Here is a 20,721-nt window from a genome sequence, read left to right on the forward strand (position 1 = left end):
TCCTTCTTTGCGCCTTTCATCACCGCCAGGGCGAGCACGGTGGTCTGGCCAGTTGCCGAGGCAAAGCCCCCCTTGACGTCGTCTGGCGCCTCGGTCGTGGCGAGCTCGCCGTGTGGTACCAAAACGAAAGGAGACTGACGAGGCGAAAGTGAAGCATCGGCACGCTGGAGACAGCAGTGGGGCAGCAGGGGCGACCTCTCGCTCGTCCTACTTCTTGGGCGGGAACTCTTGCAGGATCTGCACGATGACGCCCTGGACTCGCTCACGCCCTTCGCCGCTCATCATGTCGGTCATGGCGGCGCCCCTCCAGATCCGGGTGTTCGTGGCCGGGTCGAGGAAATCCAGGGCCAGGACGACGGAGCCGTATTTTTTCGGATCCTGCGTCGGATTCCAGTCGGTGGTGCTCGGGGTCGGGTTGCTCAGCATGCGCTCGCTTGCGGCGACCCCATAGGTGAGGATGAGTGCGGCTTCCTCGCTCTTCTGAAAGCCCTTCTCCGCCAGCTCGGCGTCGGCCGCCGCTTTGATGCGCGCGTCCAGCTCGTCCACCGACACGTTCGCCGCCGTGAAGAGGTTCTGAAAGATGGTGGCCGCGGGCGTGTTCAACCAGCGATACGTGCGTGCCTTGGAAAAATCGAAGGCCGGATCGACGTTGGTGATCACGTCGACCTTACGCCCGGCGCAGCCCGCGAGAAGGACCAGCGCCAGCGCCGCGCACTGTTTGCCGAAGCTCGTCTTCAAGAGGCTCCTCCGGATTCGCATCCGAACAGGCCGCGCGAGAGTAGTGACCACGGCCACCGGGGTCAAGGCCTGGGAGCCTCATCGAGGCCGTTGAGCGTGCGCACGACGCGGAACAGATCCCCGGTGCGGTAGAAATCCACCGCCACCAGATTGGCCTTCTTCCGGCGCTCTTTCTCGCATTGCCGCACGCGCTTGAGCAGGAAGTCGTAGGCGTTGACGATCTCGGCGTTGCTCGGCTTCGGCGCCGGCGCGGTCTGGATCCAATGATTGATCTGGAACAACGGCGCCGTGGGGCCGCCGCGGTTCTGGGCGCAGGAGAACTCGTCCGGCGTGAGGAAGCGGTACGGCGTCTCCTGGTACGTGCCGAAGGCTGGGTGGATCCACGGCACACCCTCGCTCTGGTTCTCCATGCACACGAGTACGCGCTGATCCGTCGCCGCCATCTCCCGCAACGTCGGCCAAGGCGGCGCCGGATTGCCTTGGAAGACGAAGGGCAAGAGACCGCTGGTCTCGAAGCATGCCGCAATGTCCTGGGGTGTCACTCCCTCGTCTTGGATGACGACCACCAACACTTCCTGCGGATGGGCCACCAGGAAGTCGCGCATCTCCTCGAAGGCATCGGAAAGACGCGTCGCCCCCAGTTCGCAGAAGCCGTGGCACATGTAGAGCGACTCCTCGCCTTCCTGGCCTCCCAGGAGGTTGTTGCGGATGCGCATGGCGGCGTCCACGCCCTGCTTGCCGAGGACCTCCTCGTACTTCTGCTGCGCCGCCGATTCGTCCTCGATCATGGTCTTCACCTTGTCGCCCACGCGAACGCCGTGGTGCGCGTCGATGAGGAAGCCGCGGATGCCGTCCTCCAGCTGAGTTCGAATACCTTTCTCCTGGTTCGGGAACATCCAGTCCGCGATGTCGGCCCCCGACATCGAGTTGTGCGACGTCGGGAAGGTCACCTGGTCGAAGTGCCGATCGCAGAGTCTCGGATCTCCGTTGCAGCTATCCTCCTCGGCTGCCGCCGCTGCCGCCGGCGCCTGATTGCGCACCAGCCACAGGGCGCCGGCTCCGGCCAGGAGCACCACCAGGCTCCCCACCACCACGACCCCCGGCCAAGGCGACGCCTGCCTTTCGGCCGGCGCACCGAGGGCCGCTTCCAAGCGCCGCATCGAGCGCAGAGCGCTCGCGAAAAGTTCCTGGATTCCGAAGAACAAGAGGACCGAACCGGCCGGCACCAGGAGAACTTGCACCACCTGCAGCGGGCGGAGCATGACCGCGAGCCCCGCGGCGATGAGCAGGAGCCCGCGCAGGACGCCCCAGGCGATGTGCCGCGGCCGTCCAGCGACCAGGCGGTTGACGAAGCGAAGCGCCACACCCAAGTCCGCTTTCTCCAGCAGCGACGTCACCGCAGCGACCAGGACGAGGCCCAGGCTACCGAGAATCAGCGCGCGCAACGTCAAGGGACCGATGAAAGCCGCCCAGAGGCCGCGCACGAGACCTCCCGTGCTCTCGGAGCGGATGAGGAGCGCCGCCAGGCCACCGCCGCAAAAAGCGATCGCCGCCAGGAGGTAGGCGGTCACCGTCAGCCCCAGCCCCAGCCGCAACAGCGTCGCGTCCTTGCGACGCGACAGGGCCACTGCGGCGACCCCCGAGCCCAGGCCGAGGAGGAGGAGCAACACGGCACGGCGTCGCATGCGACGGGCGATGCTGAGCAAATCCTGCAGCGCTTTACCGCCTGGCAGGTCCCCGAGGGAGGCAATGGCGGCGCTGGCGCGCTGCGGCACCTTCTCCATGAGCTGCGGGTGCATGGCGAGAGCGTTGCGGAGCACGACACCGACGTCGGCGACCGTGAGGGAGATCTGCACCCCCGTCTCCGAGACCAGCTTGGCGTGACCCTCCCGTGCCGCCCGGCGCACGAGCGCCCGGAAGGGGCTGGAGGACACCACGTACTCCGTCGTCCCGAGCAGGATCGGACGGTAGGGAGTGAGATCGCGATATTGCGATATGAGTGCGTCGGTCAAATGGGAGGCCACCACCCGGGCCACTCCGGGTTCGTCGAGGCTGGCAGCGACCCGGCGGGCGAAGACGTCCGGATCGAAGAGCGTGCGCGCCACGAAAGTGACCAGGAGGCCGAGGACCAGGGCGGCCACACTGAGAACGCTGAGGACAGCGACCGCCAGGCGTCGGCTCCCAGTCATCGACATGGACCCTCCTCCCGCGGTTTGTATCCCGAGGACACACTACTGCAACGCAAAAGGTGCGGCCAGGCCCCTCGATCCGGGTGGAACCACCCAGCGGCCCCCCGCAGAGTCCAGCACGGCACGAGTCCCTACACCACGCGCAGTCTCTGCACCTCGCGAGTCTCTGAACCTCGCGAGTCTCTGAACCTCGCACGTCCGCTGAACGGATTTCTGGTCCACCACCGAGGGCCCACCATGAATCTTCATTCATGAACGGAAAATGTTGCTTCCTCGCGGCCAGCTCCCCTAGAGTGCCGATGCTGCTACGACATGGACCCACACGCTCGGGAGGTGTCACAACCTCGCGCTAGGTGCGCTTTCGCCTCCGCTCCGTTGCAACGTCGCTATCGACGTCCCCTGTCAGGGTGGGCGGCCCGCCTCCGCCTGCCCACTGATCGGAGGTATCGCATGACCTTCTCGCGCTTACGCATCGCCGCGGGGCTCCTCGCCGCGCTGACTACGCTGGCTTCCTCCGCGCTTGCTCAACCACCACCTCGACAAATCCCCGACGAAGTCCTGATCAAGTTCAAGCGCACCGCTCCGGCCAGCGAGCGCGCCCTCGTGCGGGCGAACCTGCACGCCCAGACCCTCCACGACTTTTCCCGTATCGGCGTGGAGCATCTCAAGGTTCAGGGCATGACCGTGGACCAGGCCATCCAGCGCTATCGAAACAACCCGCACGTCGAGTTCATCGAGCCCAACTACGAGATCCATGCGGAGCTCGTACCCAACGACCCGCGTTTCCCGGAGATGTACGGCCTCCGCAACACCGGGCAGACCGGCGGCACCGCCGGCGCGGACATCAAGGCCGTCAACGCCTGGGATGTTTTCACGGGCAACCCCAATACGATGATTGGCGTCATCGACACCGGCGTCGACTACAACCACCCCGACCTCGCCGCCAACGTCTGGACCAACCCGGGGGAGATCCCGGGAAACAGCATCGACGACGACCACAACGGCTACGTCGATGACGTCCATGGCTACGACTTCTTCAACAACGACGGCGATCCCTTCGACGACAACGGCCACGGCACGCACTGCTCCGGGACCATCGCCGCGGTGGGCAACAACAACATCGGCGTCACCGGCGTCAATTGGAACGCCAAGATCGTCGGCATCAAGTTCCTGAGCAGCGGCGGCAGCGGCTCCACGGACGGCGCCATCGCCGGGGTGAACTACGCCATCACCGTGGGCGTGCGCTTGACCAGCAACTCCTGGGGCGGCGGCGGCTTCAGCCAGGCGCTCCTGGACGCCATCAACGCCGCCGGCGCGGCGGGCCAGCTCTTCGTCGCCGCGGCGGGCAACTCCTCCGCCAACACCGACGTGAGCCCGCACTATCCCTCGGCATACAACAGCCCCTACATCATTGCGGTGGCCGCTTCGGACCACAACGACAACCTGGCGTCCTTCTCCAACTACGGCGCCACCACGGTCGACCTGGCGGCGCCGGGGGACGACATCCTCTCCACGCTCCCGGGCAACAGCTACGGCTTGCTCTCGGGAACTTCCATGGCGACGCCGCACGTCTCCGGCGTCGTGGGTCTGACCTGGGGCCGCTTCCCGAGCATGCAGAATCTCCTGGTGAAAGACCTGATCCTGAATCGCGTCGACGTGAAGGCCTCGCTGCAGGGACGGGTGCTCACCAACGGGCGTCTCAACGCCTTCATGACCATCGCCGACCCCGACACCCTCCCGCCCGGCGCGGTCGCCAACTTGAGCACCAGCGATCCCAGCTCGAACGCGCTGGTGCTGCACTGGACCGCCACGGGTGACGACGGCGGCACGGGCCGCGCCTCGAGCTACGACATCCGTTACTCCACCTCGCCCATCACCGACGCCAACTTCGGCTTGGCCACGCCGGTGACGGGACCGGACCCGCAGACCGCGGGGTCGGCGGAAACCTTCGAGGTGGGCGGCCTCGACTTCAGCACCACCTATTACTTCGCCCTCAAGGCGCTCGACGAGTACAGCAACCCAGGGCCCCTGTCGAACGTCGCCACCGGGACGACTCTCGGCATCCCCGACATCACCGCGGCGCCGGCGAGCTTCATGGCGGAGCTGCTCACCGGCGGCACCGACACCCAGGTGCTGACGCTCACCAACGATGGCGCCGGGACCCTCGACTTCACCATCCCGACACCGGTGCTGGCGTTTTCCACCCCGGTGATCTTCCCCTACGTGCCGCTCGCCAAGGGCGAGGACGACTGGCGCATCGGCGCCCCCGTCACCGACTCCCAGGGCGGCCCGGACGCTGCCGGCTACCGCTGGATGGACAGCAACGAGCCCGGCGGCCCGGCCTTTTCCTGGGTGGACATCACCGGCGTGGGCACGCAACTCGCCCTCACCGGCGACGACGCGATCTCGCCGGCGCTGCCGCTCGGCATGTCCTTCCCCTTCTACGGCACCTCCTTCAACTCGGTGCGCGTCTGCACCAACGGCTTCCTGTCGTTCACCGACGGCAGCACCGCTTTCGACAACCAGCTACTGCCGAACTCTGGCGCGCCGGCCAACCTGCTTGCCGCCTTCTGGGACGACCTGGACTTCGGGACGACGCCGCGGGTCTACACCTACTTCGACGGCATCCGCTTCATCGTCTCCTGGGTGGGCGCGCCGCACTACCAGAGCGGCGGCCCCTACACCTTCCAGGCCATCCTGTATCCGACGGGCGAGATCGTGGTGCAGTACCAGACCATGGGAGCACCGACGAACAGTGCCACGGTCGGCATCCAGAACGCCGCCAAGAGCATCGGCCTCACCACCGCGTACAACACCGACTACGTGGTGAACGGCCTGGCGGTGCGTTTCGCTCAGGTGCCGCAGTGGCTGACCGTGAGCCCGACGAGCGGCCGCATCCACGCCGGTCAGAGCCAGCTGGTGCAGGTGCACTTCGACGCCTCGGGACTCCTGGGCGGCAACTACAGCGGCTCGATCCACGTGCAGAGCAACGATCCCGACGAGAGCGACGTCGCTCTCACCGCCTCGTTGCACGTGATCGGCGCCCCGGACATCGGCGTCACCCCGGCGTCCCTCGCCTTCGGCACGGTGTTCGTCGGTGCTTCGCCGACGCAGAACCTCACCGTCTCGAATCCGGGCACCGATGACCTGGTCATCACCGGCATCACGAGCGACGATGCTTTCGTCACCACGGCGCCCTCGTCGTTCACCTTGCCGCCGCGGTCAGCGCAGCTCGTCACCGTCACCTACCATCCGACCTCGGTGCGGGCGACGAACGCGACGCTCTCCATCGCCAGCAACGACCCGGACTCGCCGACCACCACGGTGGCGGTGACCGGCGACGCCGTGCCGGCGCCGAGCTTCAGCGTCAACCCCGAGTCCTTCGACGTGTCCCTGCTCACCAACACGGCCACGACGCAGAACCTGCGGGTGACGAACAGCGGTGGCAGCAACTACGTCTTCACCGCCCAGGCCCTCACCTTCGCCGCTTCGGGCACCGTGGACGTCCAGGGCGACGCGGACAACGTCTTCATCGACAAGGGCATGCAAGACGTGCTCTCGGGGCCCCAGGCCGAACAGTCCGGCGGGCCCGACGTCTTCGGCTACACCTACCAGGACAGCGACGTGCCCGGCGGGCCCACCTTCAGCTGGGTGGACATCCGTGCCGTGGGCACCAACATCCCGATGACCGGGGATGACGTGAACACCGGGCCCTATCCCATCGGGTTCAACTTCCCGTTCTACGGGACCAACTTCAGCAATTTCCGGATCTCCACCAACGGCTTCGTGTCGTTCACCAGCACCCTCTCGGCTCTCAGCAACACGACGCTGCCGAACACCGGGAGCGGCGTTCCCGAGAACCTCTTGGCGGTGTTCTGGGACGACATGAACTTCCTCACCGTGCGCCGGGCTTACTACTACAACGACGGCACCCGCCTGATCATCCAGTACCAGGAAGTGCCGCGTTTCGGCGACTCGACGCACCCCAACACCTTCGAGATCATCCTCTATCCGACCGGTCAGATCGTGTACCAGTACCTCTCGATCACGGCGACGACGCGGAACAGCCACACGATCGGGATGCAGAACGCAGCCAAGACCGACGGCTTGCAGGTGGTCTTCAACAACGCGGCGTACATCCATGACGGCCTGGCGATCCGCTTCCGGCCGCCGGCTCGCTTCCTGACCGTGACTCCCCCGTCGGGCAGCGTGCCCCCTGGCGGTTTCGTGGATCTCACCGTCGGTTTCAACGCCGCCGGACTCTTCGGCGGCGACTACCACGGCGCCGTGCGACTCTCCGGCAACGATCCGATCCTGCCGCAACGGGACGTACCGGCCACGCTGCACGTGACGGGTGTGCCGGACTTGGCCACGACGCCGACCTCCATCGATTTCGGCGACATCTTCGTCGGCTTCCCGGCGCTCCGCCAGCTGACGGTGTTGAACGTCGGCACCGACGACCTCACCGTCACCAACATCGTCCCCAGCCATCCGGCTTACGGTGTCGACCAGACGGCCTTCACCATCCCGCCGCTCGGCAGTGCCGTCGTCTTCGTGAGCTTCAGCCCGCCCGGCCCGGGAGCGGTGCCGGCGACACTGACCATCGCGAGCGACGACCCGGACTCGCCGAACACCGTCGTTCCCCTGGCAGGGAACGGTCTGATCCCGCCGGACGTGGGCGTGGCGCCGACGTCGCTGGCGGCAACGCTGCCGATCCCCGGGAGCGACAGTCGGACCTTGACGGTGTCGAACACTGGTGGCAGCGAGCTCAACTTCGTGGCCGGCACCCTCCTCACCGCGAGCGAGGTGACCGTCTACGAGGACCTGCCGCTCGGCAAGGGCGACGTCGACCCGCGCCAGGGCATCCTGGGCTCCGGTGGACCCGACTTGTTCGGCTACACCTGGAGGGACAGTGACGAACCCAGCGGGCCGATCTTCGACTGGGTGGACATCTCAGGGATCGGCACGCCGCTTGTTCTGGCGAGCGACGACGAGACGCAGACGGGCATCCTGCTCGGCTTCGACTTCCCGTACTACGGCGGCACGTTCAACAGCGTGAACGTCTGCAGCAACGGCTGGTTGTCCTTCACCAACACCACCACCGACTTCACCAACGACCCGCTCCCCAACAGCGGGGCGCCGGAGAACATGCTGGCGGCGTTCTGGGACGACCTCACTCTCTCCTCGGGCAGGGCCTACAGCTACCGCGACGGCACCCGTTTCATCCTGGCGTACGTCGGGGTGCCGCGGCTCGGCTCGGGCGGTCCCTACACCTTCGAGGTGATCCTGTATCCCTCCGGGCGCATCGTGTACCAGTACTTGGAAATGCAGGGCACCCGGCTCAACGAGGCCACCATCGGCATCCAGAACGGGGCGCGGAACGACGGCCTCACCGTGGTGCACAACGCCAATTACGTGCACAACAACCTGGCCATCGAGCTCCGCACCATCCCCGACTGGATGGTCGTGAGTCCATCCTCGGGCACAGTGCCGGCCGGCGGCAGCCTGGATCTCCAGGTGGCGCTGAGCTCGGCCGGTCTCTTCGGCGGCGTCTACAACGGCTCGGTGCGCATCACCAGCAACGATCCGGATGAAGGCGTCGTCAACGTGCCGGCCGTGTTGACGGCCACCGGCACCACGGACATCGGCGTCGTGCCGGCGAGCCTCGACTTCAGCTGGCTGTACGTGAGCCAGTACCGCGATTTGGTGCTGCAGGTGCGCAACGAGGGCAGCGACGTGCTCACCGTGAGCGGCGCCTCGTTCACCAACCCGGTGTACGGCCTGGTGGGCGCCACCTTCCCGCTGGTGCTCGGCAACCACGGGGTGGCGAACCTCACGGTGCGCTTCGCACCGACCGGGGAGTGCAACCCCTGCAGCGGCGAACTGGTGCTCGCCTCGAACGACCCCGACGAGGCCCAGCTCCACGTGCCGCTCACCGGCATCGGGATCATTCCGCCCGAGGCCTCGGTCGATCCGACCAGCCTGCACGCGGCGACGGCCACGACACTCGGGCCCACGGCGATCCAGAAGACCAAGACGCTGCGCCTCTACAACACCGGCGGCAGCGACCTGAACTGGAACGCCCAGGCCTTGAGCCTGCTCCCGGCGGCGCTGGACATGACGCCCTCCGCCGAGACCGGAAAGGACCAGCCGGGCCTGCCCGGCGTGGCGCCGGAGGCTTCCGGCGGACCCGACGCCGCTGGTTATCGCTGGGCGGACAGCGACGATCCGACGCAGTGCCCACCCTTCGACTGGGTGGACATCACCGGCGTCGGCACGCAGATCCCGTTCACCGGCGACGACCAGAACCAAGGTCCGTTCCCGCTGCCCTTCCCGGTCACCTTCTACGGGAACACCTTCAACTCCTTCCGTGCGTGCACGAACGGCTGGATCTCGTTCACCAGCACGGTGACCACGTTCAGCAACACGACGCTCCCCAATGCGGGGAGCAGCGTGCCAGAGAACGCGCTCGCGGCCTTCTGGGACGATCTCACCTTCAGCGCCGCGGGCGATGTCTACTATCACTACGATGGACAGAAGTTCATCATCTCGTACGTGAACGTACCGCGCCTCACCTCCGGCGGGCCGTACACGTTCCAGATCCTGATCTACCCGAGCGGGACGATCGACTTCCAGTACCTGAACATGCAGGGCACCCGCCTCAACGAGGCGACCATCGGCATCCAGAACGGGACCAAGGACATCGGCTTGCAGGTCGTCTTCAACGCTGCTTACGTGAAGAACAACCTGCGGATCCGCTTCTCCAACGCCCCGGGCTGGTTGACCGTGGCACCCACGAGCGGCACCGTGCCCGTCGGCGGTCATGCCGACCTGGCGGTGACCTTCAACGCCACCGGTCTGGCGGACGGCGACTACTCCGGCGGCGTCCGGATCGCGAGCAACGACCTCACGAACCCGACCCTCGAGGTTCCCGCCTCGATGCACGTCGGGGTCGTGCAGGTGGCGTTCGATCTCGATCCGGGCAGCCTGAACCGCAGCTCCAACGGCACCTGGGTGTCGGGATGGATCGAGCCGGGCGGCAGCTACGACCCGCACACCATCCTGAGACCGTCGGTGCTGCTGCAGCGGACCGTGCCCGTGGCGCCGAACTCGGCGTCGTCGTATGGCGACCCGGACAATGACGGCCTGCTGGAGGTGCAGTACAAGTTCGATCGCCTGCAGCTGTCGTCGCTCCTGCCCACGGGGAACGCCGTTCCGGTGGAGGTCATCGGCGAGATGGCGGACATCACCTGGTTCGCCGCCATCGACGAAATCCGCGTTCTCAAGCCGCGGGTCACCACCGTGGCGGGAGGTGGCGAAGGGACGAAGGACCTGACGCCGACCTACCGTGTGGCGGCGGTCGTGCAGCTCGACTGGGAGGCCCCCGAGGGCTACACCCCCGACTACTACGAGCTCTGGTTCTCCAGCGACGCCGGCGAGAGCTGGAGCCTCGTGGCGGGCAATGTGCACTCGCTCCAGTACGACTGGGTGGTTCCCGACGAACTGACCACGGCCGGCTTGCTCGAGCTCGTCGCCATGGACGACAAGGGCGTCATGGGCTCGTGGATCTCGCCGCAGTTCACCATCACCGACACGCCGACGGACACCGGGCCGCTGGCGCTGCCCACGGAGTACTCCGTGCGTCCCATCGGTGCGAACCCGGTGACAAACGGCAAGGCCAGCCTGGAGCTGGCGCTGCCGCAGGACGGCCCCGTCTCGGTGCGGATCTACGACGTGCGCGGCGCGCTGGTGCGCGACCTCGTCACCTCGCGGCCGTACCCGGCAGGGCGTCACGTCGTCGACTGGGACGCCACCAACCGCGCCGGTGTGCGGGTGAGCTCCGGCGTCTACTTCGTCCACACCCAGGCAGGTGCCAAGGACCTCAAGGTCCGCCTCACCGTCCTGCGTTAGCCTGAGCGCCGGGACGCCGCTACGGCGGCGCCCGCGCCGACACTCGAAGCCCCGGGGGTGCGAACTCCCGGGGCTTCGTCTTCGCTATCATCCAGCCGGCGAGTCATTGGGACGGAGGCGCGCGGTGAGCATGGACCCACAGCGGGAAATCGGCAGGCTGCTCCTCGTCGTGGGCCTCCTCCTCGCGGCGCTCGGCGTCCTGCTCTCCCTCGGCTCCAAGCTGCCGTTCCGGCTCGGGCGTCTCCCCGGCGACATCGTCATCAAGCGCGACCACTTCACCTTCTTCCTCCCCCTCGCCACCTCGCTCCTGGTGAGCCTCGGGCTCTCTCTCCTCTTCTGGCTCTGGCGGAGAAAGCCCTAGAGCCGCCGCCCAACCTGGCTATAATGGCCCGGTTTCATGCCTTCCGCCGGCGCGCCCGCGCTCGAACCTCTGCGGCCGCGGTGGGAACAGGAGGAAGCGCCGATGGAATCCCTGCAGGGCCGCACCGTCTGCGTCGTCGGGCTCGGCTACGTGGGCCTGCCGCTCGCCGTCGAGTTCGCCCGGTTGCACCGCGTCATCGGCCTGGACATCGACAAGGCGAAGATCGACGAGCTGCAGCGCGGCCACGACCGCATGCGCGAGGTGGAACCCGCCACCTTGCAGTCCGTTTCCATTGTCTACACCTCCGACCCGGCGCAGATCCGGGAAGCGGAGTTCGTCATCGTCTGCGTGCCCACGCCCATCGACGCGCACAACAATCCCGACCTGACGCTCGTCTGCGAAGCGAGCAGCATGGTGGGGAAGCATCTCGGCCCGGGCAGCACGGTGATCTACGAATCCACCGTCTACCCCGGCGTCACCGAGGACATCTGCCTGCGCATCCTGGAGCGGGAGTCCGGGCGGCGCTGCCCGGGGGACTTCGCCATCGGCTACAGCCCGGAGCGGGTCAACCCGGGCGACCGGGATCACACCATCCCGAACATCGTCAAAATCGTCTCCGGCTGCGACGGGCCGACCACGGAGCGCGTCGCCGCCCTCTACTCCGGTATCGTCCGCGCCGGCGTGCACCGGGCGCCGAACATCCGCACCGCCGAAGCGGCGAAGGTCATCGAGAACGTGCAGCGCGACCTGAACATCGCCCTGGTCAACGAGCTCGCCATGATCTTCGAGCGCATGGGCATCCGCACCCGCGACGTCGTCGAGGCCGCCGGCACCAAGTGGAACTTCCACAAGTACACGCCGGGTCTCGTGGGCGGGCACTGCATCGGCGTCGATCCCTACTACTTGACGCACAAGGCGCAAGAGCTCGGCTACCACCCGGAAATCATCCTCGCCGGCCGGCGTCTGAACGACAACATGCACCGTTACGTGGTGGCACGCTTGGTGCGCGAGCTGAACAAGAAGGGCGTGGCTTCCGCTCATGCCACCGTTCTCGTCCTCGGCCTCACCTTCAAGGAGAACTGCTCCGACGATCGCAACAGCCGCGCCCGGCATCTCATCCGCGAGCTCGAGACCTACGGCTACAAGGTTCTCGGCTGCGATCCCTGGCTCGCCGACGCGCGCATCCGCCAGCGCTTCGGAGTCGAGCCGGTGAGCCTGGCGGAAGCCAAGGCGCGCCTCGCCGCCCGGGCCGTGCAGGGCGTGGTCGTCGCCGCGCCGCACCACGAGTTCCGGGACCTGGCGCTCGATACCGCCGCTGTCGTCATCGACATCAAGGGCGGGTTACCGGGGAATTACGATTCTCTCTGAGCTTCGATGAGCCGGCGCACGGCGTCCACCGCGATCTGGATGACCCGGTCGAGGCCGGCCTCGAACTCCGGGCCTCCTTGCAGCCTCTCGCCTTGGGCGCCGTACTCCTCGCGGAGAGCGAGGATGCAGCCGGTGCGGATGCCGCACAGGCGCCCGACGACGAAGAGCGTCGCCGCTTCCATCTCCACCGAGAGCACGCCGGCACGTTGCAGCAGCGCGCCCCGCTCCGCCGCCGCTTCGCCCTTCCAGCGCCCGGCATAGTAGGCGTCGGAAGATTCGACCAAGCCGAGATGGGTGCGCTGGCCGCTCGCCGCCGCCGCTTGGCGCAAGGCCTGGACGACGTCGAAATCGGCGACGGCGGGATATCCGGCTTCGATGTAGGCGTGCGAAGCACCTTCGCTGCGTAGCGCGGCGGTGGCGATGATGGCGTCGCCGCGCCGCGGCCCAGGACCGACGGCGCCGGTGGTGCCGACGCGGAGGATGGTGTGGACGCCGGCGCTGCGCAGCTCTTCCACCGCGATGGCGACCGCAGGGCCGCCCATGCCGGACGACATCACCGACACCGGCGTGCCATCCAGCGTCCCGGTCACCGTGCGGTACTCGCGGTTCTCCGCCACCCGGCGCGGCTCTTTCAGGTGGCGGGCGATGCGGTCCACGCGCTCCCGGTCGCCGGGCAGGAGCACGTAGCCCCCGACCTCGCCGGGCTGCACGCGGATGTGATAGCGGGGATCCTCAGGCATAGGGCGCCCAGTGTGCCCGAGCCCGGCGACGGGTCAACGTCGCCGGGGCGGCGTCACACGGAGAAAGACTTGCCGCAGCCGCAGCTGCCCGTGGCGTTGGGGTTGGAGAAGCGGAAGCCCGCGCCGGTGAGGCTCTCGGTGTAGTCGACCTGCAGGCCCGCGAGATACACCGCGCTCATCGGATCGATGATGACCTCGACGTCGTCCTGCGCCACCACCGCATCCTCATCGTGTTTGTCGTCGAAGCCGAAGGTGTACTGGAAGCCGGCGCAGCCGCCGCCCTGCACGAAGAGCCGCAGCGCTTTCCCCTGCGCCTCGGGCTCGCTCTGCAGGATGTTCTTGATGCGGCCGACCGCTCGTTCCGTGAGGGTGATCATGGTTCTCCGTCTCCTTCGCGTCCCTTGCTCTTCAGTGACCCTCGACCGCCAGCCGTCGCGCTCCCGGGGCCTCGACCGGCTGGTAGTGGCCGCAGTCCTTGCATGCTTCCGGGGCCTGGCCGTCGAACAAGCGCTCCACCGCCGCGGCAGCCCGGGCGCAGTCGAACTTGCCCGGGCTCACGTCGAGCCGCGTGCGCCGGGCGCAACCCCGCAGGGCCCAACAGGGCAGGTAGTTCATGAAGGCCCGAATCCCCGCCAGGCTGACGCCGCCCTCGTGATTGATCTCCCGGATGCACCCCAACCAGCGCAGGTCGTCCTCGGTGTAGCGCCGCTGCTGGCCGCGCCGCTGGGGTACGAGCAGGCCCAGGCGCTCGTAGAGCATGAGGGTGCGCGGGTGCAGGCCCGCCCGTCTCGAGGCCTCGGCAATCCGAAAGGGCGCCACCGTTTCCATGCTCCCAAGCTACGACCTGACAACGTCCACTGTCAACTTCCAGGCGCCTGCCGCTCCAGAACGAGGAAGGTGCAAGCGTGGGGATTCTCGGCATCCGCCGGCTGTTCGCTGCGCTCCACCTCACGCCATTCCTCCGGGACGAGCGCCGGGAAGTGGGTATCCCCGGGCAATGGCGCCTGCACGAGGGTGAGGTAGATGCGCTCGGCCTGGGGCAGGAACGCCGCGTACACCTCGGCGCCGCCGATGACGAAGATGGCCGCGGCAGTCCGCGCCAGCTCCAGCGCCTCCTCGGCGCTGTGCGCCACCCGGCAACCCGGAGCGGCGAAATCGCGCTGCCGGGTGAGGACGATGTTGTCGCGCCCGACGAGGGGCTTGCCGATGGAGGCGAAAGTGCGCCGCCCCATGATCACCGCGTGCCCGAGCGTGAGACGCTTGAAGCGGCGCAAGTCCGCCGGCAGCCGCCAAGGCAAGGTGCCGTCGCGGCCGATGACCCGGTCCGGCGTCATGGCGACGATGAGGGCGAGGCGCATGCTTCACACCGCGATGGGGGCTTTGATCGCCTCGTGGCAGTGGTAGTCGCGGATCTCGATGTCTTCGAAGCGGAAAGCGTCGATCTCCCGCACCGCCGGGTTGAGCCACAGCTTCGGGGCCGGGAAAGGGGTCCGCGACAGCTGCAGGTCTGCCTGCTCCACGTGGCTCTTGTACAGGTGCACGTCGCCCAGGGTGTGGATGAACTCCCCCGGGCGGTAGCCGGTCACCTGGGCCACCATGGAGGTGAGCAACGCATAGGAAGCGATGTTGAAGGGGAGGCCGAGGAAGACGTCGGCGCTGCGCTGGTAGAGCTGGCAGGAGAGGCGCCCATCGGCGACGTAGAACTGGAAGAGCACGTGACAGGGCGGCAGCGCCATGCGCTCGAGATCACCGACGTTCCAGGCACTCACCAGGTGCCGGCGTGAATCCGGATCCGTCCGCAGCCGCGAGAGGACCTGCGCCAGCTGGTCTACCTTGCCGCCGTCCAGCGTCCGCCACGACCGCCACTGCGCTCCGTAGATCGGCCCGAGGTCGCCGTCCGCTCTCGCCCACTCGTCCCAGATGCGTACGCCCTCTGCCTGCAGCGCGCGCACGTTGGTCTCGCCGCGTAGGAACCAGAGGAGCTCGTGGATGATGGAGCGGAAGTGCAGCTTCTTCGTCGTCACCGCCGGGAAGCCCCGCTCCAGGTCGAAGCGCAGTTGCCAGCCGAAGAGACTGGTTGTCCCCACCCCAGTGCGGTCCTGTTTGGGGATGCCTTCGTGGCGCACACGGCGCAGCAGCTCGAGGTACGGCCCCACGTGCAGCCTCTCTGATTGCAAAGGGTTGCAGCGACGCTCCGGGCTGGAGTGTGGCAGCCGTCGGAGGCAGCGTCAAGCCGGTGGGATGTGATGGGGAATGGGGAGCGGATCCTTCACGGGGCCCGAATGGGGCCGGCGCCGGAGTCTACCTAGTGGTTGTGCCGGCCGGCCCCATTCGTCGCTGCACCGCGGAGAGCGCAGGATCGCGGTGCGGAGCCGCGAGGTCAGGGGTGCGTGGGGAAGGCGGTCTGACCTCGCACAGCTCTCTTTTCTCCCCCCTCGACTGCTGCTGACGGGGAGCATCGTAGCTGTGCGCGAGTTTCTATGGAGTCGGGCGTTCTGCCGTTTCTCGCCTCGGAGAGATCCTCAAGATGTGATCAGGAAGCACCTGATCCCACGGTCAGGGGGGAGGAGGAAAGCCGCGGAAGTCGGCCCCCGTCGCGGGCCTCGAGCGGAGCGCCGGAACGCACTGAAGCGGACCTCAGCGAGGGCGCGCCCGCAGGTGGGCCACGCCGACGGCCTTCAGATCGGCTCCATGAACCAGGTCGCCGAGAAGCGCACCAGCTCGCGCCCCGATTCCAAGCCCAGCTTGGTCTTGATGTGATCCAAGTGGGTCTCGATGGTCTTGACGCTGAGACAGAGCTGCTCCGCCACTTCGCGGGTCGACAGCCCCCGCCCCACCAGCTGGAAGACCTCCATCTCGCGATCGGTCAGCACCTCGAGGGGGGACGTGGTTTGCACCGTACCGTTCTCCCCCACCAGCCGATGCAGGAGCCGCTCCTTCATGCGGGTGCTCAGGTAGATCTCCCCACGGAGCACCTGCCGGATGGCCTCGACGATGCGCTCGGTGGCTTCGTGCTTCATGACGTACCCCATGGCGCCGGCGCGCAGCGCCCGCTCGGCGTGCAGGGATTCGTCGTGCATCGACAGCACCAGGATGGGCAGGTCCGCGACCCAATGGCGCATGTCCTTGATCAAACCCAAGCCGCCCCCGCCCCCGGCCAGCGTCAGGTCCACCACCACCACGTCCGGGCGACTGGTGCGGAGCACCTCGATCGCTTCCGCCGCCGTGGCCGCCTCGGCGTGCACGATGAAATCTTCCTCCCCACCGATGAGCTGGGCGATTCCGCGCCGGACGATGGGATGGTCGTCGACGATGAGCACCTTCCAGCGTCGCCCGTTGGGTTCAAGACGTCCTCGGACGGTCACCGCTCACTCCCTTCACGCTGCAACGGACGACGGTACCGCCGCCGTCCCCACCATGGATTTCCAAGCTGCCACCGATGAGACCGGCCCGTTGGCGCATGGTGTGCAAGCCGAGGCCACCGGCGCCGGGCGCAGGAGGGAAGCCGCGACCGTCGTCGGCGACCTCCAAGACGATCTGCTCCGTGTCGGCGCGTAGTGCGAGGCGCACGTGCCGCGCCTGGCCGTGACGAAGCGCGTTGTTGATCGCCTCCTGGGCGATGCGATACAGGTGCGTGGCGAAGATGCTGTCGTGGATGGGCACCGCTTTCGGGCAATCGAAGCTACAGAGGAGGCCGAGGCGGCTGGTGGCGCTCGCGAGGTCCGCCAACGCCGCGGTGAGACCGTTCGTCTGCACCTCCACGGGGAAGAGACCCTTGGCGATCCGGCGCACCTGCTCCAGCACTTGTTTGGCGCCGGCGGTGATGAACGCGGCCTCGCTCGTCAACGCCGAACCCTGCGCCGCGAGCTTCGACTCCAAGCTCTTGGCCAGGAGCGACAATCCGGTCAGCTCGCCGCCCAGACCATCGTGCAATTCCTGTCCCAACTTCTGCTCTTCGCGCCAGACCGACTCGGAAAGCTGGCGTTCCAGCTGTTTGCGCCGCGAGATATCGCGGATCGCCGCCGTCACCACCAGGCCGTTCTCCATCTGCAAGGGACTCAAGCTGATCTCGGCGGGGAACTCGCTGCCGTCCCGCCGGCGGGCGTAGAGGTTGAGCCCTGCCCCCATCGGCCGGAAGCGCGGATCGGCCTCGAAGCTCTGTCGATGTTCTGTGTGCAGCCCGCGTTTCTCTTCCGGCACCAGGAAATCCACCGCTTGCCCGAGCAACTCCGTTCGCGAATAACCGAACATGCGCTCCGTTTGCGCGTTGACCATGACGATGCGCCCGTCTCGTCCGACCATGACCATCGCGTCCGGTGCCGATTCGAGGAGACTCCGGAACATCTCCTCCGCCCGACGGCGCTCGATCACCTGTCCGAGCTGCGTGCCGATGACGGCCATCGCCTCGAGAAACGGCTCCTCCGCTTCCATCCCTTCGTGGGTGAAGCACTCGAGCACCGCCACGATATCGTTGGCACCGCGGAGCGGGAAGGCAAAACCGGTGTGTAGACCCGAAGCGCGCGCCGCCTCTCGCCGTAGGAATTCGGGCCGCTCCTGCAGCTCCGACCACCAGAGCGGTCGCTGCTCCGAGACCACACGGCCCGCGAGGCTGAGGCCGGGCCGCCCGCGGGTGCCCATGGTCGCGGCGACGAAAGCGCTACAGCGCGACGGATCGGTGAGTTGCCAAACATCCAACGGGATCAGATCGCGCGTCGTCCCGTCCAGACGCCAGGCGTGGCCTACGGGCCAGCCGGTGTAGGCGCAGAGGCGCTCCACCACCGCTCGCAGCAGGGCCTCGTTGGAGTCCGCCGCACTGGCAGCGAGGGTCACGTCGTGCAGGAGACGTAGCAGGTCCAAGTTCATCGTTGGTACGAGCTGCACGACGTCGTCCTGCGTTTCCCGCTTGGCAGTCACCTTGTCCTCCGCTCCGGCGCCTCGTGACCAGAACATCTCGACCTTCCCGACTCGCATTCATGCGAGACCGGTGGCCAATGCCAAGCCCCCCTAGGTGTCGTCGCGTGGCGGAGTTCCCAGAGCATAACACTTGTGAGCCAGGAACTTGCACGCGAAAACAGCCCTCGTTAGGGGTTCTCCGGGTCACTCGCCTAGGGGTTTACCTGATGCCTATTCCAGGGCCTCCCTGGCGTCTCCACCCGGAAGTTCCCCGCTGTTAAGGGAGGGTGAAGACCGGAGAGAATGGGTTGCATCCGGGGCGAAACAGCAGTTAAAAGAGCCCAGCGACGCCGGGAGGCCTTCCATGGTACGTGGCCCGCGCAAGCCCTCGGCATCCCCCGCCGCGGCGCGGATCGTGCGAGAGGGGGGATTCCACCAGCGATCCGCACACAGGCCGGGCTCGGCCCGGCACTTCGTTCGAACGTGCATTCCCACCTGGCGTGACTCTGCACCCGATCGGGGGGCTCCTCTGTACGGCGACTCCTGGAGTCGTCGCGTGCCCCCCTCTCGCATTCTCTGGCGACATGCATCGACGTGCTTGGCTCCATGACGGCGGCTGGATCGTCGCCCTTGCGCTCGTCTACCTCCTGACCGCGCGGCTCGGGCTGAGCCTCGCTTTCCTGCACCGCAGTGCCAGCCCGGTGTGGCCGCCGACGGGCATCGCCCTCGCGGCGCTCCTCCTCCGCGGTCTGCGCCTGTGGCCGGGCATCACCCTGGGCGCACTCGCGGCGAACCTGCTCACCTCGGGGAACTGGCCCACGTCGCTGGGGATCGCCGCTGGCAACACGCTCGAAGCCGTGGTGGGAGCGCTCCTCGTCGGTCGCTACGCTCGAGGCGCGCGCGCCCTCGAACGGCCGCGTGACTTCTTCCGCTACGTCGGTCTCGGGGCTCTCGTCAGCCCCTTGCTGAGCGCCAGCATCGGCGTTACCAGCCTCTGCCTGGGCGGGCTGGCTGCCTGGTCGAGCTTCGCGCCCATCGCTTCGACCTGGTGGCTCGGCGATGCGGTCGGCGCCCTCGTGGTGGGACCGCCGTTCCTCGTTTTCCGGGGTTGGCGCCCGCGTCTCGGCGCGGGAGTGTCGCTCCGGGCCGCCGCGCTCTCGTGTCTCGCCCTTCTCATCGCCTTTCTCGTTTTCTGGGGCCTCGTTCCGGGAGCAGGGCGCACCGCGCCCCTCGCTTTCCTCTGCATCCCCTTCTTGGTGTGGGCCGCGTTCCGCTTCGAGCAACGCGGCGCTGCCCTCCTCGGCCTCGCTCTCACCGCCATTGCGGTGAGCGGCACGGTGCGAGGCTACGGGCCCTTCGTCCGGCAGGCGCAGAACACCTCTCTCTTCATCCTGCAGGCCTTCCTCGGCACCGTGATGGTCATGGCGCTCGCGCTCGCCGCCGTCGTCTCCGAGCGCCGGCGCGTCGGCGAGGCCTTGCGCGCCCGCGCGCAAGCCCAGCTGAGCGCGACCGAACACAACCTGACCAAGGCGCAGGCTCTGGCACACCTCGGGTCCTGGGCCTGGGACATCGACAGCGACCGCGTGCAGTGGTCCGACGAGCTCTACCGCATCTACGGTCTCGAGCCCGGATCTCTCGCCTTGAGCTACGACGCCTACCTCTCCCGCGTGCACCCGGAGGACCGCGATCTCGTCGCCTCCGCCATCGATCGGGCCCGTCATACCGGCGAAGCATTCGGCTTCGAGGACCGCATCGTCCGGCCCGACGGCTCGGCGCGCTGGCTCCACTGCCTGGGAGAAGTCGTGCAGCGGGACGGCAGAGCGGTGGCGATGCACGGCACGGCGCGGGACATCACCGAGCACAAGGTGATGGAGCTCGAGCGCCGCCGGCTCGAGCTCGAGCTCCTGGAGGTGAGCCACCGCGAGCAGCTCCGGCTCGGGCAGGACCTGCACGACGACCTGGGCCAGCTCCTTACCGGCGTCTCTTTCCTGGCCAAGACGCTGGAGAAGAAGCTCGCCGCCCTCGCCCTTGCCGAGGCCGGGGCCATGGGAGAGATTCTCTCTCTCCTCGATCTCGCCATGACCAAGACGCGCAGTCTTGCCCGGGGGCTACCGGAGGCGGTCGTGCTCGGCGAGGGGTTGCCGAGCGCGCTGCAGGATCTCGCCGCCGACACGGAGAGGCGCTTCAACGTCGCCTGTGTCTTCACCGGTGATCACTTCGACCATCACTGCGGCCGCCACGTCACGATGCATCTGTACCGCATCGCGCAGGAAGCCACGAGCAACGCCGTGCGCCATGGCAAAGCAGCGCGGATCGCGATCAACCTCGCCGCCGTCTACTCCGGTCTCACCCTCGCCATCCAGGACGACGGCGTCGGCTTCGACCCCGACGGGAACACCGAGGGCCTGGGGCTCCGCCTCATGCGCTACCGCGCCGAGCTCCTCGGCGGTCAACTGCAGGTCCAGAGCGCTCCGGGCGAAACCACCGTCCGCTGCTCGATCAGTTCGCTATGATCCCGAGG

13 protein-coding genes are annotated in these 20,721 nt (G+C 67.5%); 4 read left to right on the forward strand and 9 right to left on the reverse strand.

Annotated elements, in window-relative coordinates:
* Window positions 1-207 precede the first annotated feature (207 nt).
* Complete coding sequence (locus tag VFE28_16755) at window positions 208-738, reverse strand: DUF4136 domain-containing protein (GenBank protein ID HZM17647.1); 531 nt, start codon at window positions 736-738, stop codon at window positions 208-210.
* A gap of 62 nt (window positions 739-800) precedes the next feature.
* On the reverse strand, window positions 801-2,933 hold the full coding sequence (locus tag VFE28_16760) for a hypothetical protein (protein ID HZM17648.1): 2,133 nt from the start codon (window positions 2,931-2,933) through the stop codon (window positions 801-803).
* A gap of 444 nt (window positions 2,934-3,377) precedes the next feature.
* On the opposite strand from VFE28_16760, the gene VFE28_16765 reads away from it, so the two are divergent.
* From VFE28_16765 to VFE28_16775, 3 genes are all read left to right on the forward strand, one after another.
* On the forward strand, window positions 3,378-10,838 hold the full coding sequence (locus VFE28_16765; protein HZM17649.1) for a S8 family serine peptidase: 7,461 nt from the start codon (window positions 3,378-3,380) through the stop codon (window positions 10,836-10,838).
* A gap of 130 nt (window positions 10,839-10,968) precedes the next feature.
* Window positions 10,969-11,199 (forward strand): DUF2905 domain-containing protein, encoded by a 231-nt coding sequence (locus tag VFE28_16770; protein HZM17650.1) that lies wholly within the window; start codon window positions 10,969-10,971, stop codon window positions 11,197-11,199.
* Between the two features lie 102 nt (window positions 11,200-11,301).
* A complete protein-coding gene (locus VFE28_16775; protein ID HZM17651.1) occupies window positions 11,302-12,567 on the forward strand; it encodes a nucleotide sugar dehydrogenase in 1,266 nt (421 codons plus the stop codon).
* On the opposite strand, the gene VFE28_16780 is transcribed toward VFE28_16775, so the two are convergent.
* The 7 genes from VFE28_16780 to VFE28_16810 form a co-directional block, all read right to left on the reverse strand.
* On the reverse strand, window positions 12,552-13,307 hold the full coding sequence (locus VFE28_16780; GenBank protein ID HZM17652.1) for a nucleoside phosphorylase: 756 nt from the start codon (window positions 13,305-13,307) through the stop codon (window positions 12,552-12,554). The genes VFE28_16775 and VFE28_16780 overlap by 16 nt on opposite strands.
* Window positions 13,308-13,360: 53 nt before the next feature.
* Entirely contained in the window at window positions 13,361-13,684 is a 324-nt protein-coding gene (gene erpA / locus VFE28_16785; protein ID HZM17653.1) for an iron-sulfur cluster insertion protein ErpA, read from the reverse strand.
* A 31-nt stretch (window positions 13,685-13,715) separates the two neighbouring features.
* The gene (locus VFE28_16790; protein HZM17654.1) at window positions 13,716-14,126 is read right to left on the reverse strand and encodes a MerR family transcriptional regulator; all 411 of its coding nucleotides are present in this window, start codon (window positions 14,124-14,126) and stop codon (window positions 13,716-13,718) included.
* Between the two features lie 41 nt (window positions 14,127-14,167).
* Window positions 14,168-14,665 carry a dihydrofolate reductase gene (locus VFE28_16795; protein HZM17655.1) on the reverse strand — a complete coding sequence of 166 codons (498 nt, stop codon included), beginning with the start codon at window positions 14,663-14,665 and terminating at the stop codon, window positions 14,168-14,170.
* 3 nt (window positions 14,666-14,668) lie between these two features.
* Entirely contained in the window at window positions 14,669-15,463 is a 795-nt protein-coding gene (locus tag VFE28_16800) for a thymidylate synthase (GenBank protein HZM17656.1), read from the reverse strand.
* Window positions 15,464-15,985: 522 nt separating this feature from the next.
* Entirely contained in the window at window positions 15,986-16,672 is a 687-nt protein-coding gene (locus tag VFE28_16805; protein HZM17657.1) for a response regulator transcription factor, read from the reverse strand.
* The gene (locus VFE28_16810; protein HZM17658.1) at window positions 16,650-18,257 is read right to left on the reverse strand and encodes a PAS domain S-box protein; all 1,608 of its coding nucleotides are present in this window, start codon (window positions 18,255-18,257) and stop codon (window positions 16,650-16,652) included. Before VFE28_16810 ends, VFE28_16805 begins: the two co-directional genes overlap by 23 nt.
* A 527-nt stretch (window positions 18,258-18,784) precedes the next feature.
* Between VFE28_16810 and VFE28_16815 the strand changes: the two genes are divergently transcribed.
* Window positions 18,785-20,713: an MASE1 domain-containing protein gene (locus VFE28_16815; GenBank protein ID HZM17659.1), complete on the forward strand. Its 1,929-nt coding sequence runs from the start codon at window positions 18,785-18,787 to the stop codon at window positions 20,711-20,713.
* Window positions 20,714-20,721 lie beyond the last annotated feature (8 nt).

The sequence above is a fragment of the Candidatus Krumholzibacteriia bacterium genome, from assembly GCA_035649275.1.
Taxonomy (GTDB): Bacteria; Krumholzibacteriota; Krumholzibacteriia.